The 17,285-nt window shown below is 39.9% G+C and carries 14 protein-coding genes, 2 tRNA genes and 2 rRNA genes (1 of these 18 cut by a window edge); 11 read left to right on the forward strand and 7 right to left on the reverse strand.

The window, feature by feature from the left end; all coding sequences use genetic code 11:
* The 4 genes from LDL79_RS01245 to LDL79_RS01260 all read right to left on the reverse strand — a co-directional run.
* Positions 1-430: ribosomal RNA gene (locus LDL79_RS01245) — 23S ribosomal RNA — on the reverse strand; it reaches 2,385 nt to the left of the window's first position.
* Positions 431-622: 192 nt separating this feature from the next.
* Positions 623-699 (reverse strand) — tRNA-Ala (locus LDL79_RS01250).
* A gap of 167 nt (positions 700-866) precedes the next feature.
* A tRNA-Ile gene (locus tag LDL79_RS01255) sits at positions 867-940 on the reverse strand.
* A gap of 135 nt (positions 941-1,075) precedes the next feature.
* Positions 1,076-2,603 (reverse strand): 16S ribosomal RNA (locus tag LDL79_RS01260).
* Together the 16S and 23S rRNA genes with 2 tRNA genes alongside form the textbook arrangement of a ribosomal RNA operon.
* An 896-nt stretch (positions 2,604-3,499) precedes the next feature.
* Here LDL79_RS01260 and LDL79_RS01265 point away from each other — a divergent pair.
* Positions 3,500-3,886, forward strand: a complete 387-nt coding sequence (locus LDL79_RS01265) for a DUF2141 domain-containing protein (RefSeq protein ID WP_225598855.1) — start codon at positions 3,500-3,502, stop codon at positions 3,884-3,886.
* 94 nt (positions 3,887-3,980) lie between these two features.
* Positions 3,981-4,940: a LysR family transcriptional regulator gene (locus tag LDL79_RS01270; protein ID WP_072984892.1), complete on the forward strand. Its 960-nt coding sequence runs from the start codon at positions 3,981-3,983 to the stop codon at positions 4,938-4,940.
* Between the two features lie 60 nt (positions 4,941-5,000).
* On the opposite strand, the gene LDL79_RS01275 is transcribed toward LDL79_RS01270, so the two are convergent.
* The 3 genes from LDL79_RS01275 to LDL79_RS01285 all read right to left on the reverse strand — a co-directional run bounded on the left by LDL79_RS01275 (position 5,001) and on the right by LDL79_RS01285 (position 6,696).
* On the reverse strand, positions 5,001-5,198 hold the full coding sequence (locus LDL79_RS01275; RefSeq protein ID WP_072984890.1) for a hypothetical protein: 198 nt from the start codon (positions 5,196-5,198) through the stop codon (positions 5,001-5,003).
* A 137-nt stretch (positions 5,199-5,335) separates the two neighbouring features.
* Positions 5,336-6,136, reverse strand: coding sequence for a TIGR00266 family protein (locus tag LDL79_RS01280; protein WP_072984888.1), 801 nt, complete (start codon positions 6,134-6,136; stop codon positions 5,336-5,338).
* Positions 6,137-6,240: 104 nt separating this feature from the next.
* Positions 6,241-6,696 carry a DUF4442 domain-containing protein gene (locus tag LDL79_RS01285; protein WP_225598856.1) on the reverse strand — a complete coding sequence of 152 codons (456 nt, stop codon included), beginning with the start codon at positions 6,694-6,696 and terminating at the stop codon, positions 6,241-6,243.
* A gap of 145 nt (positions 6,697-6,841) precedes the next feature.
* Here LDL79_RS01285 and LDL79_RS01290 point away from each other — a divergent pair, with 145 nt between their 5' ends.
* From LDL79_RS01290 to LDL79_RS01330, 9 genes are all read left to right on the forward strand, one after another.
* Entirely contained in the window at positions 6,842-7,363 is a 522-nt protein-coding gene (locus LDL79_RS01290) for a DUF4870 domain-containing protein (RefSeq protein WP_225598857.1), read from the forward strand.
* Positions 7,364-7,467: 104 nt separating this feature from the next.
* Positions 7,468-7,812: a PadR family transcriptional regulator gene (locus tag LDL79_RS01295; protein WP_072984882.1), complete on the forward strand. Its 345-nt coding sequence runs from the start codon at positions 7,468-7,470 to the stop codon at positions 7,810-7,812.
* Positions 7,805-9,571, forward strand: coding sequence for a PspC domain-containing protein (locus LDL79_RS01300; RefSeq protein WP_225598858.1), 1,767 nt, complete (start codon positions 7,805-7,807; stop codon positions 9,569-9,571). Before LDL79_RS01295 ends, LDL79_RS01300 begins: the two co-directional genes overlap by 8 nt.
* A 65-nt stretch (positions 9,572-9,636) precedes the next feature.
* Positions 9,637-10,371 carry a head GIN domain-containing protein gene (locus LDL79_RS01305; protein ID WP_225598859.1) on the forward strand — a complete coding sequence of 245 codons (735 nt, stop codon included), beginning with the start codon at positions 9,637-9,639 and terminating at the stop codon, positions 10,369-10,371.
* 142 nt (positions 10,372-10,513) lie between these two features.
* Positions 10,514-11,425, forward strand: coding sequence for a geranylgeranylglycerol-phosphate geranylgeranyltransferase (locus tag LDL79_RS01310; protein WP_225598860.1), 912 nt, complete (start codon positions 10,514-10,516; stop codon positions 11,423-11,425).
* A 2-nt stretch (positions 11,426-11,427) separates the two neighbouring features.
* Positions 11,428-12,204 carry an HNH endonuclease gene (locus LDL79_RS01315; protein WP_225598861.1) on the forward strand — a complete coding sequence of 259 codons (777 nt, stop codon included), beginning with the start codon at positions 11,428-11,430 and terminating at the stop codon, positions 12,202-12,204.
* Positions 12,205-12,209: 5 nt separating this feature from the next.
* The gene (locus LDL79_RS01320; RefSeq protein ID WP_225598862.1) at positions 12,210-12,800 is read left to right on the forward strand and encodes a Maf family nucleotide pyrophosphatase; all 591 of its coding nucleotides are present in this window, start codon (positions 12,210-12,212) and stop codon (positions 12,798-12,800) included.
* A gap of 148 nt (positions 12,801-12,948) precedes the next feature.
* The gene (locus tag LDL79_RS01325; protein ID WP_225598863.1) at positions 12,949-15,447 is read left to right on the forward strand and encodes a PIG-L family deacetylase; all 2,499 of its coding nucleotides are present in this window, start codon (positions 12,949-12,951) and stop codon (positions 15,445-15,447) included.
* Between the two features lie 108 nt (positions 15,448-15,555).
* A complete protein-coding gene (locus LDL79_RS01330; protein ID WP_225598864.1) occupies positions 15,556-17,277 on the forward strand; it encodes a sodium:solute symporter family protein in 1,722 nt (573 codons plus the stop codon).
* Positions 17,278-17,285 lie beyond the last annotated feature (8 nt).

Below are 17,285 nucleotides of genomic sequence, written 5' to 3' on the forward strand. Positions count from 1 at the left end.
GCCAGATTCATACAGGGTTTCACGTGCCCCGCACTACTCAGGATACCACTATCTATAACGCTCTTTACCTATACCGGGCTATCACCGTCTATGGCCACTCTTTCCAAAGTGTTCTAATTCATTACGCATAAAATGTCGTGGTCCTACAACCCCGATCCTGCCGTAACAGAATCGGTTTGGGCTATTCCGAGTTCGCTCGCCGCTACTATCGGAATCACTATTGTTTTCTCTTCCTCCGGGTACTTAGATGTTTCAGTTCTCCGGGTTTACCTCCTTACGGATACTATACCTTCAGTATAGTGGGTTGCCCCATTCGGATATCTGCGGATCAATTTGTATGTGCCAATCCCCGCAGCTTTTCGCAGCTTATCACGTCCTTCATCGCCTCTGAGAGCCTAGGCATTCCCCATACGCCCTTATTTAGCTTATTGTACTTTTTGCTCTTATAAGGACCTTGGTATTGCTACCTTGGCCTTTTGTATTATTAATGAGTTCTATCTATAATATAACTTAGTTATTACTAACTATATAAAATTTGTTTCTCTCGTATTCTTATTATTTCCCAATATGTCAATGAACTGTATTCAATTCTAAATTCAAAATTTTGAATTCAAAATTAAAATGGTGGAGAATATCGGAGTCGAACCGATGACCTCCTGCGTGCAAGGCAGGCGCTCTAGCCAGCTGAGCTAATCCCCCAGATAAATTCAGAATTTAGAATTCAGAATTTTACTAGAATTAGAATTCTTAGCTTCTAGAATTTCCTTCAATATTTGTTTATGAACTTCCTCTAAAACCAAGTCTGTGACTTTAGTCTTAAAGACATCCGCCTTCGCGGATATACTGCGCGCCTTTTTGGCGTGTAGTAGTCTCAGGCAGACTCGAACTGCCGACCTCTACATTATCAGTGTAGCGCTCTAACCAGCTGAGCTATGAGACTGTCCTATTTATCAGAAGAATGATCCCGATTTTACTCAGGATCATCAACCGAAAAATATCTTGAATTGACAACTAAAACTAAAACTTCGTCTTTCCTTATAGTCGCGTCTTTAACTGCTATGCAGCAAAGCTCTAGAAAGGAGGTGTTCCAGCCGCACCTTCCGGTACGGCTACCTTGTTACGACTTAGCCCCAGTTACCGGTCTTACCCTAGGCCGCTCCTTGCGGTGACGGACTTCAGGTACCCCCAGCTTCCATGGCTTGACGGGCGGTGTGTACAAGGCCCGGGAACGTATTCACCGCATCATGGCTGATATGCGATTACTAGCGATTCCAGCTTCACGGGGTCGAGTTGCAGACCCCGATCCGAACTGTGATAGGTTTTATAGATTCGCTCCGCCTTGCGACGTGGCTGCTCTCTGTACCTACCATTGTAGCACGTGTGTGGCCCAGGACGTAAGGGCCGTGATGATTTGACGTCATCCCCACCTTCCTCACGGTTTGCACCGGCAGTCTTGCTAGAGTTCCCGACATTACTCGCTGGCAACTAACAACAGGGGTTGCGCTCGTTATAGGACTTAACCTGACACCTCACGGCACGAGCTGACGACAACCATGCAGCACCTTGTAATCTGTCCGAAGAAAAATCTGTTTCCAAATCTGTCAGACTACATTTAAGCCCTGGTAAGGTTCCTCGCGTATCATCGAATTAAACCACATGCTCCACCGCTTGTGCGGGCCCCCGTCAATTCCTTTGAGTTTCATTCTTGCGAACGTACTCCCCAGGTGGGTTACTTATCACTTTCGCTTGGCCACCCAGCCCTCAATTAGGCCGGACAGCTAGTAACCATCGTTTACGGCGTGGACTACCAGGGTATCTAATCCTGTTCGCTCCCCACGCTTTCGTCCATCAGTGTCAATATATTGTTAGTAACCTGCCTTCGCAATCGGTATTCTATGTAATATCTATGCATTTCACCGCTACACTACATATTCTAGTTACTTCACAACAATTCAAGACTAACAGTATCAATGGCAATTCTACAGTTAAGCTGCAGACTTTCACCACTGACTTATTAGTCCACCTACGGACCCTTTAAACCCAATGATTCCGGATAACGCTTGCACCCTCCGTATTACCGCGGCTGCTGGCACGGAGTTAGCCGGTGCTTATTCTTACGGTACCGTCATCGTGCTACACGTAACACTTATTCTTCCCGTATAAAAGCAGTTTACAACCCATAGGGCAGTCTTCCTGCACGCGGCATGGCTGGATCAGGCTCCCGCCCATTGTCCAATATTCCTCACTGCTGCCTCCCGTAGGAGTCTGGTCCGTGTCTCAGTACCAGTGTGGGGGATCTCCCTCTCAGGACCCCTACCTATCGTTGCCTAGGTGTGCCGTTACCACACCTACTAGCTAATAGGACGCATGCTCATCTTGTACCGTAACCTTTACTATTAATACGATGCCATATCAATAGACTATGGAGGATTAATCCAAGTTTCCCTGGGCTATACTCCAGTACAAGGCAGATTGCATACGCGTTACGCACCCGTGCGCCACTCGTCAGCAAATTAGCAAGCTAATTCCTGTTACCGTTCGACTTGCATGTGTTAGGCCTGCCGCTAGCGTTCATCCTGAGCCAGGATCAAACTCTTCATCGTAGTATCTTAAATAATATTCCACGATATAAGGAAATTTAATCACCTCTGTAGAAACAGAAGCTCAAAATGGTCGTTCTAGTTTTAATTCAATTCCGATGTAAAATCGGAACGCGTTGTCAATTCAATATGTCAATTAACTTCTCCCCTAATTAAAGAAGATCATTTATCGTTAGATGTTAAGGAATCGAACCTCTCTCCGATAGCTATCGGGATACCAAATCATCTCGTTTTCAATGTGCGTTGCTCTCCGTGAAAGCGGCTGCAAATATACAAACCTTTTTTCTTACCAAACAAATAAAAATTAAAGTTTTTTTTAAGCCGTTTTTATGAAATCTTACAAAGAACTTAACCCGACTTTTTGCCGAAAATCGGGAGGCAAAGATACCACCCTTTTCCTTTATAAAACAAGCTTTTTTTAAACTTTATTTTTTGGCCCCGCCAAAAGGTATCAACAACCTCTAAGCGAACATTTGTTTCAATAAACAACCTATAAGCTTACCTTAAGATTGTTTACTTGATCTATATTTCTATGAACGTAAAACCGTTTTTTATATCCGATTTTGGAGGCGCAAATATAGAACGATTATCTAACCCCACAAGCACTTTTTTAAAGTATTTTTAAAATAATTTTGTAACACCTTGTTTACAGCATTTTACATTCTTAAAGTTTTTTAAAAAAGTTCTTTCTGCTGCAATTGGAATGCTTCGGTAGTAAAATAAATAACAAAACAAAACTCTTCCGCTAGGATATTTTCACGCTTTTAGGTCTAAAAAACAATTCATCATTATAATATGACAACTGGGTAATTCTATTTACTCATAATTCTACAGCGCTTTTACATTTGCTTCAGTATTCATTTAAAATCACAATCATGAAAACAACAGTTGTACTATTAATGACTTTTATCAGCTTAATCAGCTACTCTCAAGAAACGAGCTCTATCACAGTTACTATTAATAATGTCCCCAACGACAAAGGCATTGTAGGTTATGGACTTTATTCTAAAGATAATTTTATGGTAGCTGCTCCGATTAAAGCAGCAGAGAGCAACATCACCAACGGTAAGACTACTGTGACCTTTGAAGATGTTCCGCTGGGCACTTACGCTATCTTATGTTATCATGATAGTAACGGAAACAGCAAAATGGATTTTGAAACTAATGGAATGCCTACCGAAGCATACGGCGGATCGAATAATGTCATGGCTATGGGACCTCCACGATGGGAGGATTGTAAATTTGAATTGACTGAAAAACCTGTGGAGTTAGAAATTAGATTCTAAAAAAAGGCAGGTAACTATTATGGTCTGAAATTCATTTATAATTATATAGAGAAAATCAATATGTCGCCCTATTTTTGAAATATAATTAGACACTATGACGATCACACAATTGAAATATGTTTTGGCAGTCGCCGAAAATCAAAACTTTACTAAGGCTGCGGAAAAGACATTTGTCACGCAGCCTACGCTAAGTATGCAAATTCAGAAATTAGAAGATGAGCTGGACATATTGATTTTTGACCGAAGCAAAAAACCTATCGAACTTACAGATATAGGAAGCAAAATCGTTACACAGGCACGTAATATTGTCAATGAGGCCAATCGTATTTCTGACATCGTTGACCAGCAAAAAGGTTTTATTGGTGGTGAGTTTAAACTCGGTGTAATCCCAACGGTGATGCCCACCTTACTCCCTATGTTTCTTCGAAATTTCATTAACCGATATCCTAAGGTTAAACTGAAAATCGAAGAATTGCCTACAGACACTATTGTAGAACGTTTAGCCGAAGGTCATCTTGATGCGGCAATCGCAGCTACCCCGCTTCAGCTTGAAGATATAAAAGAGCGTCCTTTATATTATGAGCCTTTTGTTGCGTACGTTCCTGCAAATCATGCACTGCATAACATAGAGAAATTAACTACCGCAGATTTAGATCTTAATGACATGCTGTTATTAGAAGATGGGCACTGTTTTAGAGATGGAGTTGTCAATCTATGCAAGACCAATCGCAATTATGAAGAAGAGACTTTTTCACTAGAGAGCGGAAGTTTTGAAACTTTAGTAAGGCTAGCGAATGAAGGACTTGGTATGACGCTTTTACCCTACTTGCATACTTTAGACATTAAAGACGAGGAGAAAAAGTATCTGCATCACTTTAAAGAACCGGCGCCCGCACGGGAAGTGAGTCTCTTGTATCATAAAAGCGAATTGAAAATGCAAATTATTGAAGCGTTACGCGCTACAATTGCCGGGGTGGTTAAAGGAGCAATAACCTTTCAAAACGTACAAATTATTAGTCCGTTGCCGCAAACGCAGGGAGCGTTTAGAAAATAAAGAAACTATTAGTTATTAAAAAAGCGACTCAAAATTGAGTCGCTTTTTTAATATTTAGTGCTAGGCGTTGAGATAAATCATACATTGATTAAGGTCTGGATTTGTTTTTACCAAATCTTCGATCCATTCTTTCAATTCCTCAATTTCATACGGTAGTAATCGCTTTGCTGCTTTTTGTAGTTCCTTGCAAAAAAGTACACTGTCAAAACTTACTTTTTTAAGAATAGTTTTGGTGTACTCAAACATTGCTCTTGCCATATTTGATTAGTTTAGGTTAAAATTTTTGTTAGGTAATTTTGGGCTATAAACAGGTTTTTTTAGGAATTCCGTTAAAAATAAGGCTTTAAATCAAAATAATATGTTAAAAATTTAAAATCCTACCGCTTTCCTAGAAGTTAAAATCTATTATCCCCATCAAGCAAATCCCCTAAACCTCCTAAGATACTGCCTTCTCCTTTGTCTTTACCTCCCATTTGTGGAGCAGCAGCCCAAACGCGTTTTGCTAAACGGCTAAAAGGTAACGACTGGATGTAAACCGTTCCCGGCCCGGTCAAGGTTGCAAAGAAAACTCCTTCCCCACCAAAAATGGTATTTTTAATCCCGCCAACAAACTCGATATCATAGTTAACCGTGTGGTCGAAACCAATGATACACCCGGTATCGACTTTTAGTTTTTCGCCAAGACCTAATTCTTTTTTATAAGTTGTTCCGCCAGCATGAACAAAGGCCATCCCATCGCCTTCTAATTTTTGCATAATAAACCCTTCTCCACCAAAGAGTCCGCGACCTAGTTTTCTTGAAAATTCAATTCCTATAGACACGCCTTTAGCAGCGCATAAGAATGCATCTTTTTGACAGATAAACCTTCCTCCATTTTTAGTCAGATCAATAGGGATAATTTTACCGGGATACGGTGAGGCAAAACTCACTTTTTTCTTCCCTACAATATCATTATAGAACACCGTCATAAACATGCTCTCACCGGTAAGCAACCGTTTACCTGCCCCAAAGATCTTATTTAGTAAGCCAGAATCGTTTTTAGAACCATCACCAAATATAGTTTCCATCCTGATCCCGTCTTCCATCATCATAAACGTGCCGGCTTCAGCGATAACTCCCTCTTGAGGATCGAGTTCAATCTCTACGTATTGCATTTCTTCGCCGTAAATCTGGTAATCTATTTCGTGTGCTGTCATTGTAATTTGATTTTTTTGATTTGATTGATACTACTTAATACGTAAGTGAATCAATTAAATTGTTACAAGCAATCTAAAGTCTTTAAACCAGCCGTGCACTTTTGTCAGCTCTTCACCTTTACCGTCCATTCAAAATCAAAAGTACTTACCACTACTCCATCTTCATTCATTCCTATACTTTGCATCCAGAATGTTTGCCCTTCTCCGGTGGCAATTGTCTTTTCAATCGCATCGGCGATTTTGTGACCGTCATTACAGGTAAATATGATCTTGCCAGTAGCTTTTTTGGTAAAAGAAGCTTTATTGTTGGCTACAAGCATAGAGATCTTTTTACCGCTTTCTTTAATTTGATTGATCACCATCGCTCCTGTACTTAACTCTGCAGCCATCCCTTGCACTGCCCAAAACATCGAGTTGAATGGGTTTTGATTAATCCATTTATGCTTAACACTCGTCTTACACATAGTTTCTGAAATCTCTTTCACACGCACACCGCACAACCAGGCAGAAGGAAGCTTAAACATTATAAAACTGTTGAATTTACTAGGGGTAAGTGCCATAATTAAAGTATTGGTTCTTTCAAAAATAGGCTTAAGAAATGAGTTTGCTAAATTTTTATTTTGTTAATAAATAGTTAAATTTAAGTACTATGTAATGCAAAATACCTGCTTTTGTATATATATTTGCATAAAAAAATAATAAGCAATGGAAAATAGCATAACCACCGGACAAAAAAATACGGCCACATTTATTCACTTATCTGTATTTACTCAATTTATATTTCCGTTAGGAAATTTTATCGCGCCACTACTTATTTGGGCGGCTTTAAAGCGTGATTCGATATTTGTAGATAATCACGGCAGACGTGCTCTTAACTTTCAAATGAGCACTTTTGTCTACGCAATAGGTATTGTTCTTATTTCCATACCCTTTATTATTTATCAGATAATAAATATTGTAGACACTCAAGGCTATTTTGACCTCGAGACTCAGTTTGACCATTTTGTATTGCCCAATGCCGCCGCTAGCGGATTGATCATTACAGCCTTAGTCTTTGGTCTATTACTATTGGCTTTATTTGTAGTTACCCTCTTTTCTGTAATCTCTGCAGCGATGAGCGCCAGCAACGGTGAAGACTACAAGTACCCATTAACTATAAACTTTTTCAAACCTCGTTCTGTTTCTACTGTAGATTCAGCTTCAGACTCATCAACTGAAGTCAGCTAGGTTCATTTTAATACCGAGTGAAAATCACTCAAGACAATCAAATTAATTATTCCACTATGTGGACAAAAAACGAACAGTTATTAATCGCTTAACAATGAGAATCTATGAAGATTGAAAACACAAAGGCGCAGATGCGTAAAGGTGTTCTGGAGTACTGCATTCTTTCTATTTTAAAGGATGAAGATGCTTATGTAGCTGAAATACTAGACACACTTAAAGACGCTAAGTTGCTGGTAGTTGAAGGTACTATTTATCCCCTACTTACCAGACTTAAAAATGCCGGTTTATTGAGTTATCGCTGGGAAGAATCAACCAGCGGACCACCCCGTAAATATTATGGTTTAACCGAAACCGGAAAGCTCTTCTTAAATGAACTATCATCAACTTGGGACGACCTTCAGAAAGCCGTTCAACTGGTAACCACTCAAAAATCAAAAAACAATGAATAAGACAGTTAATATTAATCTCGCAGGCCTTTTCTTTCATGTAGATGAGCACGCCTATGCAAAATTGCAGCGCTATTTAGATGCGATAAAACGCTCTTTTACCGACGCGCAAGGCCGTGAAGAAATCATTCAGGATATTGAAGCCCGCATCGCCGAGCTCTTTAATGAACGTGTTAAAAATGAACGTCAAGTCATTGGTATTACCGAAGTTGATGAAGTGATCAATATAATGGGGCAACCTGAAGATTACCGTATTGACGAGGAACTTTTTGAAGACGAACCAGTACACAATACTTATAACAGCACTAAATCATCTTCAAAAAAGCTGTATCGCGACACAGATACTTCGTGGATTGGTGGTGTATGTACAGGTCTTGGCCACTATTTACAAATAGATGCTGTTTGGATCCGTATCGCTCTGGTATTATTAACCATATTTTCGTGGGGCGGATTCATATTGATTTATGCGGCTTTCTGGATTTTTGTTCCAGAAGCGCGTACCACTGCCGAAAAATTGGAAATGCGGGGAAAGCCCGTCAACATAGACAATATTCAGCGTAAAGTAAAAGAAGGATTTGACACCGTTGCAGATTCTGTTAAAAATGTTGACTATGTTAAGTATGGAAACAAAGCTCGTAAAGGAGCAAATTCCCTTGCCGGTACGCTGGGCAAGATCATCATGTTTATCTTAAAAGTCTTTGTAAAGTTTATAGGTATTCTATTAGTACTTATAGGTGGCTCAACACTTATTGGTTTATTTGTTGGCCTTTTCTCTGCAGGAACGTTAGATTTTCTTGATGGAAGTATTGCAGATTACGTAGATATGGTCAACACCTCGGGCGCTCCCCTATGGTTGTTGAGTTTACTAACCTTTTTTGCAGTGGGAATTCCATTTTTTATGCTCTTTTATCTCGGGCTGCGCATTTTAGTAAATACATTAAAACGCATTCCTGTCGTTGCAAAATTAACGATGCTTGGTGTTTGGTTTGTGGCGATAATGGCACTTGCAGTTTTAGGTGTACGACAAGGAATGGCTACTGCAGTTGAAGGCGAGTCTGTAGTTTCCGAAGTGCTTCCTATAAATGCCGGTGACACCCTAAGCGTAAAAATGATCACGCAAAATCAATATGGCGCGTATAAATACCATAACGACAGCTGGAAAATTCGTACTGATTCCGAAGGAAACAAAGTACTGTATAACCGTGATGTAAATTTAAGTGTTCAAAAAAGCGACTCTCCTGAGGCAAAACTTATGATAAGAAAGTCTGCTCAAGGAAATTCTTATGACGCCGCTCAAGACCGTGCTGCCAATATTGTTTATCATTTTGAAATGGACGGAAACACGTTGCTTCTTGATAACTATTTCATTAGCGGAATCAAAAATAAATACCGCAGTCAGGAAGTAGATTTAATTCTTGCCATTCCTGAAGGAACTGTATTATTCACAGATAAAAACATCGAGAGTTATCACAGAAACAGATATTCAGATCTATTAAATTATGAGCACGTGGGTTACCATACACTTATGAATAATGCTGAATTGACCTGCCTTGATTGCCCCGAGGAACCTATTGAGGAGCTCGAAGAACTAGAGGAAATTGAAGAATCTCAATGGAAAGCTGATGAGGCTGAACAAGACACGCTAACAACAGGAACTGTATATGAATATAAATCTGAAGCCAAGCCCAAAAAAGATGGGGTTGCCGTACGACCAGAAGTTCAAAACGATACAGTTTTAAAAGTGTTAGACACAATCAACTAAGCAAACTCAAAGAGTATCGTATCCTTTAACGGAACCATTGAAATATCAATCAAAAATCAACAGTTATGACTACATTAATTAAACTTTTCATCAGCGGTTTTGCCGCCCTAATGCTCACTTCTTGCAATTTTAATTTGCAAATGGGACAAATTGAAGGTAACGGTAACGTAGTTACTCAAGACCTTAATCTTACCCAAGATTTTACTCGTGTGCATAGCAGCAACGGCTGGGATGTGGTACTTGAAAAAGGCAGCAGCTATAAAGTAGTTGCCGAAGTAGACGACAATCTTTTAGAATATCTTGACGTGCATTATGAAGGAAGCACCTTACGTATTGAATCTACAGACAACTCAAATATTGGTAATGCAAGCTCAAGACTCATTCACGTAACTTATGTACAACCTTTAGAAGCCATTAAAGCAAGTAGCGCCTCTAATATAACCGCAGCAGAGGTGCTTACCGGCGATAAGATCAATCTTGATGTGTCTAGCGCAGCTACGGTTAAATTAGGCTTAGATATCAGAGATGTTGAAGCAGACGCCAGCAGCGCCGGAACACTTAGCCTCAATGGTCAGGCGCAGCGTCTTGACTTTGATGCAAGCTCTGCTGCTACGATCAATGCAAAAGATCTTAAAGCTGAATTTTGCAATGCCGAAGCTTCTAGCGCAGGAAGTATACGCACTTATGTTTCAAAAGAAATCACCACAAATGCTTCCAGCGGTGGAGATATTGATTACTGGGGCGAACCTCAACAAGTTGCGGTTAACGAGAGTTCGGGAGGAAGCGTTAGTAAAAAGTAGCAATCTGTTTTGCTAATAACGCCGGTCTACGCCTATTAGACAAATTATCTAAGATTAGCTGAAATGCAACAATATGTAAAATCCCTTTTGGCATCGTCCATAAGGGATTTTATTATATTTGAAGCTTTTCAAAAACATACCGTTGACCTTCTTCATATTTATACGTTATAAAAACTTGCTTTTAATAGCACTCACACAGATTTTGGTGCATTATGGCTTTTTAAAAGCACTTAATCTTCCTACTGCACTTTCTGATCTCAATTTTTTTATACTTAGTCTTGCGACCCTATTCATCGCTGCTGCCGGATATATCATTAATGACATTCAAGATGCGGCGATAGACCGTATTAACAAGCCTAATAAAACCTTTATCCCTGCACCTTTTTCTCAAAATAGTGCTTTCAATTATTATTTGGTTTTAAATATCAGCGGCGTAGGTTTAGGATTTCTTTTAAGCTACCGAATGGGCTTTGGTAATTTTGCCACGCTTTTTGTACTGATCTCTGCCCTACTCTATGTATATGCCAATTTTCTAAAGCGCGTACTGCTTATTGGTAATCTTATCGTAAGCGCAATTGTGGCTTCGGCGATTGGTATCGTGATGGTCTTTGATACCATCCCCGTACTTCAGGGCAACGAACAACAACTTGTCAATCCGCTTTCGGTGCTAAAAGATTATGCAGTATTTGCGTTGATGCTCAACTTTCTTCGGGAAATTATTAAAGATATCGAAGACGCTAATGGCGACTATGCAGCAGGTATTCAGTCGTTACCCATTCTTTTAGGTTTAGAACGCACGGCAAAGCTTTCAGCATATATTGCTGTGATCTACATTTTTACCGTTCTGGGTTATATTTATGTGTACTTGCAAGCCAACGTCTGGATCTCCGCGTATCTTGTTATCGCGATTGTCATACCCTTAGTGTTCTTCTGTATTAAAGCACGCTATGCCGAAAAACATAAACACTACAGCTTTCTCTCAAAATTATTAAAGTTTATTATGCTTCTGGGAATTCTATCTTTGGGTGTGCTTACACTTACTTTAAAATATTAAAGATGAATAAAGCATTATATATAAAAAATTGGAATAAGGGTGGCAATTCATATGTTCTCAAAGGTAATCCTAAAAATAAATGGGTGGGATTTCAAGAATCTGTAATAACCCAACTGTCAAACAAATTCGAAGATTTCAATATTGTTATCTGGACAGATAGAGAAATGGAGGATGATTACTATTGTATTCCTTTCTCGTCGTTAAGACATTTATTTACAAAAGAACATCAAACAACTGGTAAATACCAAAATCGCTGGACGGCTATAATCATCAACCACTCATTCCAGATGCACAGTAATAAAAATTATGCGGTTGACGTATCGAAATATTATTCGGCGGAACTTTTAAAAGAAAATAGGCTTATTTTAGACGAAGACTATTTTATAGAAAATGCAAGAGCTGAAATAAACATACGAATTGGACAGTCGAAATTTAGAAAAAGTGTCCTCTCGAACTTTTATAACAAATGCGCACTAACTGGTATTAGTGAAAAAAATCTTCTAGTAGCAAGCCACATTATACCTTGGTCATTAAACAAAAATGTAAGAGGCGATGTCACCAATGGGATTGCTCTTTACTGTGAAATCGACAAACTATTTGATCAAGGATATATCTCTTTCTCAAATGACTTAAAAGTTATTTTATCTCCAAAGATTAAAAATCTATCAGAACAATTGAGAAATAAAATAGAACCATTAAACAATCTACCCCTACAACCATCACGCAAACAACCAAATATAGAATTCTTAGAATTTCATAGAAAGAATATATTACAATAACCCCTATGCTAGCAAACTTACTCCGCGACAAAAAACTCATCTTAGCCTCGCAATCGCCCCGTCGTCAAGAACTGCTCAAATCTTTAGAAGTTCCTTTTGAAATCAGATTAAAACCTATTGACGAAAGCTACCCTGACGGAATGCAGCCTGCACAGATCGCTGAATATATCGCCAAGAAAAAGGCTGAAGCTTTTAGTGCGCAACTTGCCGCAGATGAAATTTTGATCACAGGAGACACATTAGTTTTTAAAAACAATAGTGCTTTAGGAAAGCCAAAAGATGCTATCGAAGCTAAAGAAATGCTTCAGTTGTTGAGCGGCACGCATCACGAGGTAATCTCTTCTGTTTGCGTGACTACCGCGCAACAGCAATTAGTCACACACGATTCTGCTAAGGTGTATTTTAGGGACTTTGCCGCTGCTGAAATAGCGCATTATATTGAAACTTATAAACCTTTTGACAAAGCCGGAGCATACGGAATTCAAGAATGGATAGGCCACATTGCCCTCCAGAAATTAGAAGGTTCGTATAACACCGTTATGGGCTTACCTACACAAAAATTATACGATTTGCTTCAAAAGCTTCTTGCGGCGTAATTTTTGATACAACTTCAGCAAAAAACTAAGGATTTCTACGATACCACTGAAGTTTTGTATTTTGTTAAACAAACCGAAAACCAAAGTATAGAGGTAGCGTTTTAGCTATCTTTGAACGTGATCCTTCAACTACAAAACATCCTAAAATATGCGCTTTTTATTCGTTTTTCTATGCTGCATTTCGCTGCAATTACAAGCTCAAAAGCCAAAAAAGCCCACTTCTTCTGAAATTTTTGAGCAAATAAAAAGTCTCAATTTTTTAGGTACCGCACTTTATCTGGCGGCACATCCCGATGATGAGAATACCGCAATGATCTCGTATCTCGCAAATGAGGTTCACGCAAGAACGGGTTACCTTTCGCTTACACGTGGCGATGGAGGTCAGAATTTAATTGGTCCGGAAATCAGAGAACTTCTAGGAGTGATTCGTACACAAGAACTGCTTGCAGCACGCCGCACCGACGGCGGCGAACAACGTTTTACCCGTGCAAATGATTTTGGCTATTCTAAGAATCCAGAGGAGACATTAACCTTCTGGGAGCAGGATGAAGTTTTAAAGGACGTGGTTTGGGCCATTCGCAATTTTCAGCCGGATATCATTATCAATCGTTTTGATCATCGTTCTCCCGGAAGCACGCACGGGCATCATACGCTTTCTGCGATGCTGAGCGTTGCTGCCTTTGATAAGGTGGGCGACCCCAATGTATTTCCTGAGCAACTAAACTTGACCAGCACCTGGCAGCCTAAACGTCTTTTTTTTAACACCTCTTGGTGGTTTTATGGAAGCCGTGAAAAATTTGAATCAGCAGACAAAAGCAATCTGGTTTCGGTTGATGTAGGAAGCTATTATCCTGCATACGGACTCAGCAATACGGAGATTTCTGCATTGAGTCGCAGTCAGCACAAATCACAAGGTTTTGGTAATACCGGAACTCGCGGAGAACAGGTGGAGTACCTCGAACTTCTAAAAGGAGATCTTCCGGCAAATGGAAATCTTTTTGAAGGAATTGATACCAGCTGGAATCGTGTTCAGGGCGGAGCGGCTATCGGTGCTATCTTGATGAATGTTCAAAAGAACTATGATTTTCAGAATCCGTCAGCGAGCCTTCCGCAGTTGATCAAAGCCTATGATTTGATTACAAAACTAGAAGATTCATATTGGCGCACTTTAAAAACCAAACAAATTACCGAAGTTATAAAAGCTTGTGCCGGTTTGTACCTCGAAGCCGCTACACACACCCAGACTGCCATTGCGCAGCAAAATATCGTGGTAAGTGTTGAAGCTATAAACCGAAGCACTTTTCCTATACGCTTAGAGCAGATCACCTTGCTTCCTGAAGAAAAGGAGTTTAAGACGGCTGTTGATCTCGATCAAAATGAAACCTTCAAAACAGATTTGAATATCAATACCGGAAATGCTGCGCTCACCACTGCCTATTGGCTAACGGAAGAAGGCTCAGTAGGAATGTACAATGTAGACGATCAAAAACTGATAGGTTTACCCGAAACACCACGAAAATTCAAAGCGGTTTTTCAATTGACTATGAATGGTGTTAGCATCCCAATCACAACTGAATTAGTCTACAAATACAATGATCGTGTGGATGGCGAAGTCTATGAACCTTTTGAAATTGTGCCAAAGGCTTCGGTAGCAGTAAAAGACCCGGTTATTATTTTCGCGGATGCGCAGCCAAAAATCATTCAAACAGATGTAACTGCTTTTATTGATAATTTGGAAGCAAGCGTTGCCTTAAATGTTCCTGCAGATTGGAAAGTAAGCGATCCACAAAAAATACAAATCAGTCAAAAAGGAGAAACTAAAAGTCTATCCTTTACCGTCACTCCGCCTAAAAATGCCAGTGAAGGCGAATTACAACCTGAGTTGACCATTAATGGTGAACGAATTACTGATAAGGTCGTAAAAATTGATTACGATCACATCCCGCTACAAACCTTGGTTTTACCATCACAGAACAAATTAGTGCGTCTGGATATTGCAAAAAAAGGCAGCTACATCGGCTATATTGCCGGCGCAGGTGACGTGATCCCAGAGAGTTTGCGTCAGATAGGGTATCAAGTTGCCGAAATCGCTCCGGTAGAAATAACTGCAGAAAATTTAAAGAATTTTGATGCGGTGGTGATGGGCGTGCGCGCCTATAATGTCGTTGAAGAACTACAATACAAACAGCGTATTTTACTCAACTATGTTGAAAACGGCGGAACTATGGTCGTACAATACAACACCGCACGTGGTTTTAGCTTTGAAAATTTAGGTCCGTACCCACTGCATTTAAGCAGCGATCGTGTAACCGATGAATTTGCCGATGTTACTATTTTAGATCCTGACGCCGAAATTTTAAATTACCCCAACAAGATCACAGACAAAGACTTTGAAGGTTGGGTACAAGAACGCGGTTTGTATTTTCCTGACACCTATGATGAGGCGTATAAGCCTGTGCTTTCTATACACGATAAAAACGAAGATCCCAGCGAGGGAAGCTTGCTCATCTCAAAATACGGGAAAGGTCACTATATTTATACGGGTTTGAGTTTTTTTAGAGAACTTCCCGCTGGCGTTTCCGGAGCATATAGATTGTTTGCTAATATGCTTTCAGTGGGTAAAAACAACGAGAAAATAAAACAATGATGCAACCTAAAAAAGAAGGCTGGTCAAAATATTACACCTTGGTTTTGGTGATGAATGCCGTTTATATCGTGCTGTTCTTTTTATTAATGAATTACTACACCGCTTAATATGCAAACAATTGACTGGATTGTACTGGTAGTTACACTCGCATTTATTGTGTTGTATGGGGTTTACAGAACCCGCGGTCGTCGCAATGTGCAGGATTATATACGCGGTGGTAACGAGTCTAAATGGTGGTCTGTAGGGCTTTCAGTAATGGCAACTCAAGCCAGTGCGATCACATTTTTATCTACTCCCGGACAAGCCTACAATGATGGTCTGGGATTTGTTCAATTCTATTTTGGGCTACCCATCGCCATTATTATTATCTGTATATTTTTTATTCCCATCTATTATAAGCTGAATGTTTATACGGCTTATGAATATCTTGAAAGCAGGTTTGATCTTAGAGTACGTTCCCTAGCTTCTGCGCTGTTTTTGTTATCTCGCGGGTTGGCAGCAGGGATCACAATCTTTGCGCCATCAATTATTCTTTCGGCGGTCTTAGGATGGGATTTAAATACGCTGAACATCATCATCGGGTTGCTCGTGGTTATTTACACGATTTCCGGCGGAACAAAAGCCGTAACGGTTACCCAAAAACAACAAATGGGAATTATTTTCTCAGGAATGTTCGTTGCGTTTTTTCTGATCATAAGTTACCTACCTGAAGACATCAACTTTAACAATGCCTTAGAAATTGCCGGCGCAAGCGGAAAGCTTAACGTGCTGGATTTTTCTTTTGATTTTGAAAACAGATATACTTTTTGGAGCGGAATTCTAGGCGGAACTTTTTTAATGCTTTCCTATTTTGGAACCGACCAAAGCCAAGTGCAGCGCTACCTCAGCGGAAAATCACTACGCGAAATGCAGCTAGGTATGATCTTTAACGGACTCTTAAAAGTACCAATGCAGTTTTTTATTCTTCTGGTTGGAGTGATGGTTTTTGTATTTTATCAATTTAATCCAACACCGCTTAATTTTAACCCTGCAGCAACCAAAGCTGTTCACGGGACTCCATTTGAAAAAGAATACAACGGTTTACAGGTTAAGCTCAATGAATTACGTTCTGATAAATCAGAATTGAGTCATCTGTTGGCCACTGACCCTCAGGCAGAAGTTACCGCGCAAACAGGTAGCACTGTGAGCGCCAAAGCAGCACTGGCAAATATCAACAATGAGGAAAATAAATTGAGAGATCAGGGACGTATGCTCATTGGCCTTGCCGATAAAAATGTGGAGACTAACGACAAAGACTATGTATTCATTCATTTTATCCTCAACAATCTTCCGCGTGGATTGATTGGATTGCTGCTCGCGGTTATTCTATCTGCTGCAATGTCATCTACTGCTTCAGAACTTAATGCACTGGCGGCAACCACAACGGTTGACTTTTACCGGCGTAATCTTAAAGAGGATCGGGATGAAGCCCACTTTGTAGATGCTGCAAAATGGTTTACCCTCAGTTGGGGGATTCTCGCCATTTTAATCGCGTGTACGGCAAACCTTTTTGATAATCTCATTCAGCTGGTTAACATCATTGGTTCTCTGTTCTATGGAACCATTTTAGGGATTTTTATGTCTGCATTCTTTATCAAAAAGATCAAATCGCGCGCAGTATTTATTGGTGCTATCGTTACCCAATTAATTGTATTTGCATTGTTTGGTCTTGATAAATTTGAAATTATCAGACTGCCTTATTTATGGCTCAACGTTGTAGGTTGTGCTTCGGTGATCGCTTGGAGTCTTTTGGTTCAAAGCACCTCAAAAACTGGTACGACTGCCGCTTAACGAAAAAA

Source organism: Leeuwenhoekiella palythoae (assembly GCF_020310025.1).
Classification (GTDB): Bacteria; Bacteroidota; Bacteroidia; order Flavobacteriales; family Flavobacteriaceae; genus Leeuwenhoekiella; species Leeuwenhoekiella palythoae.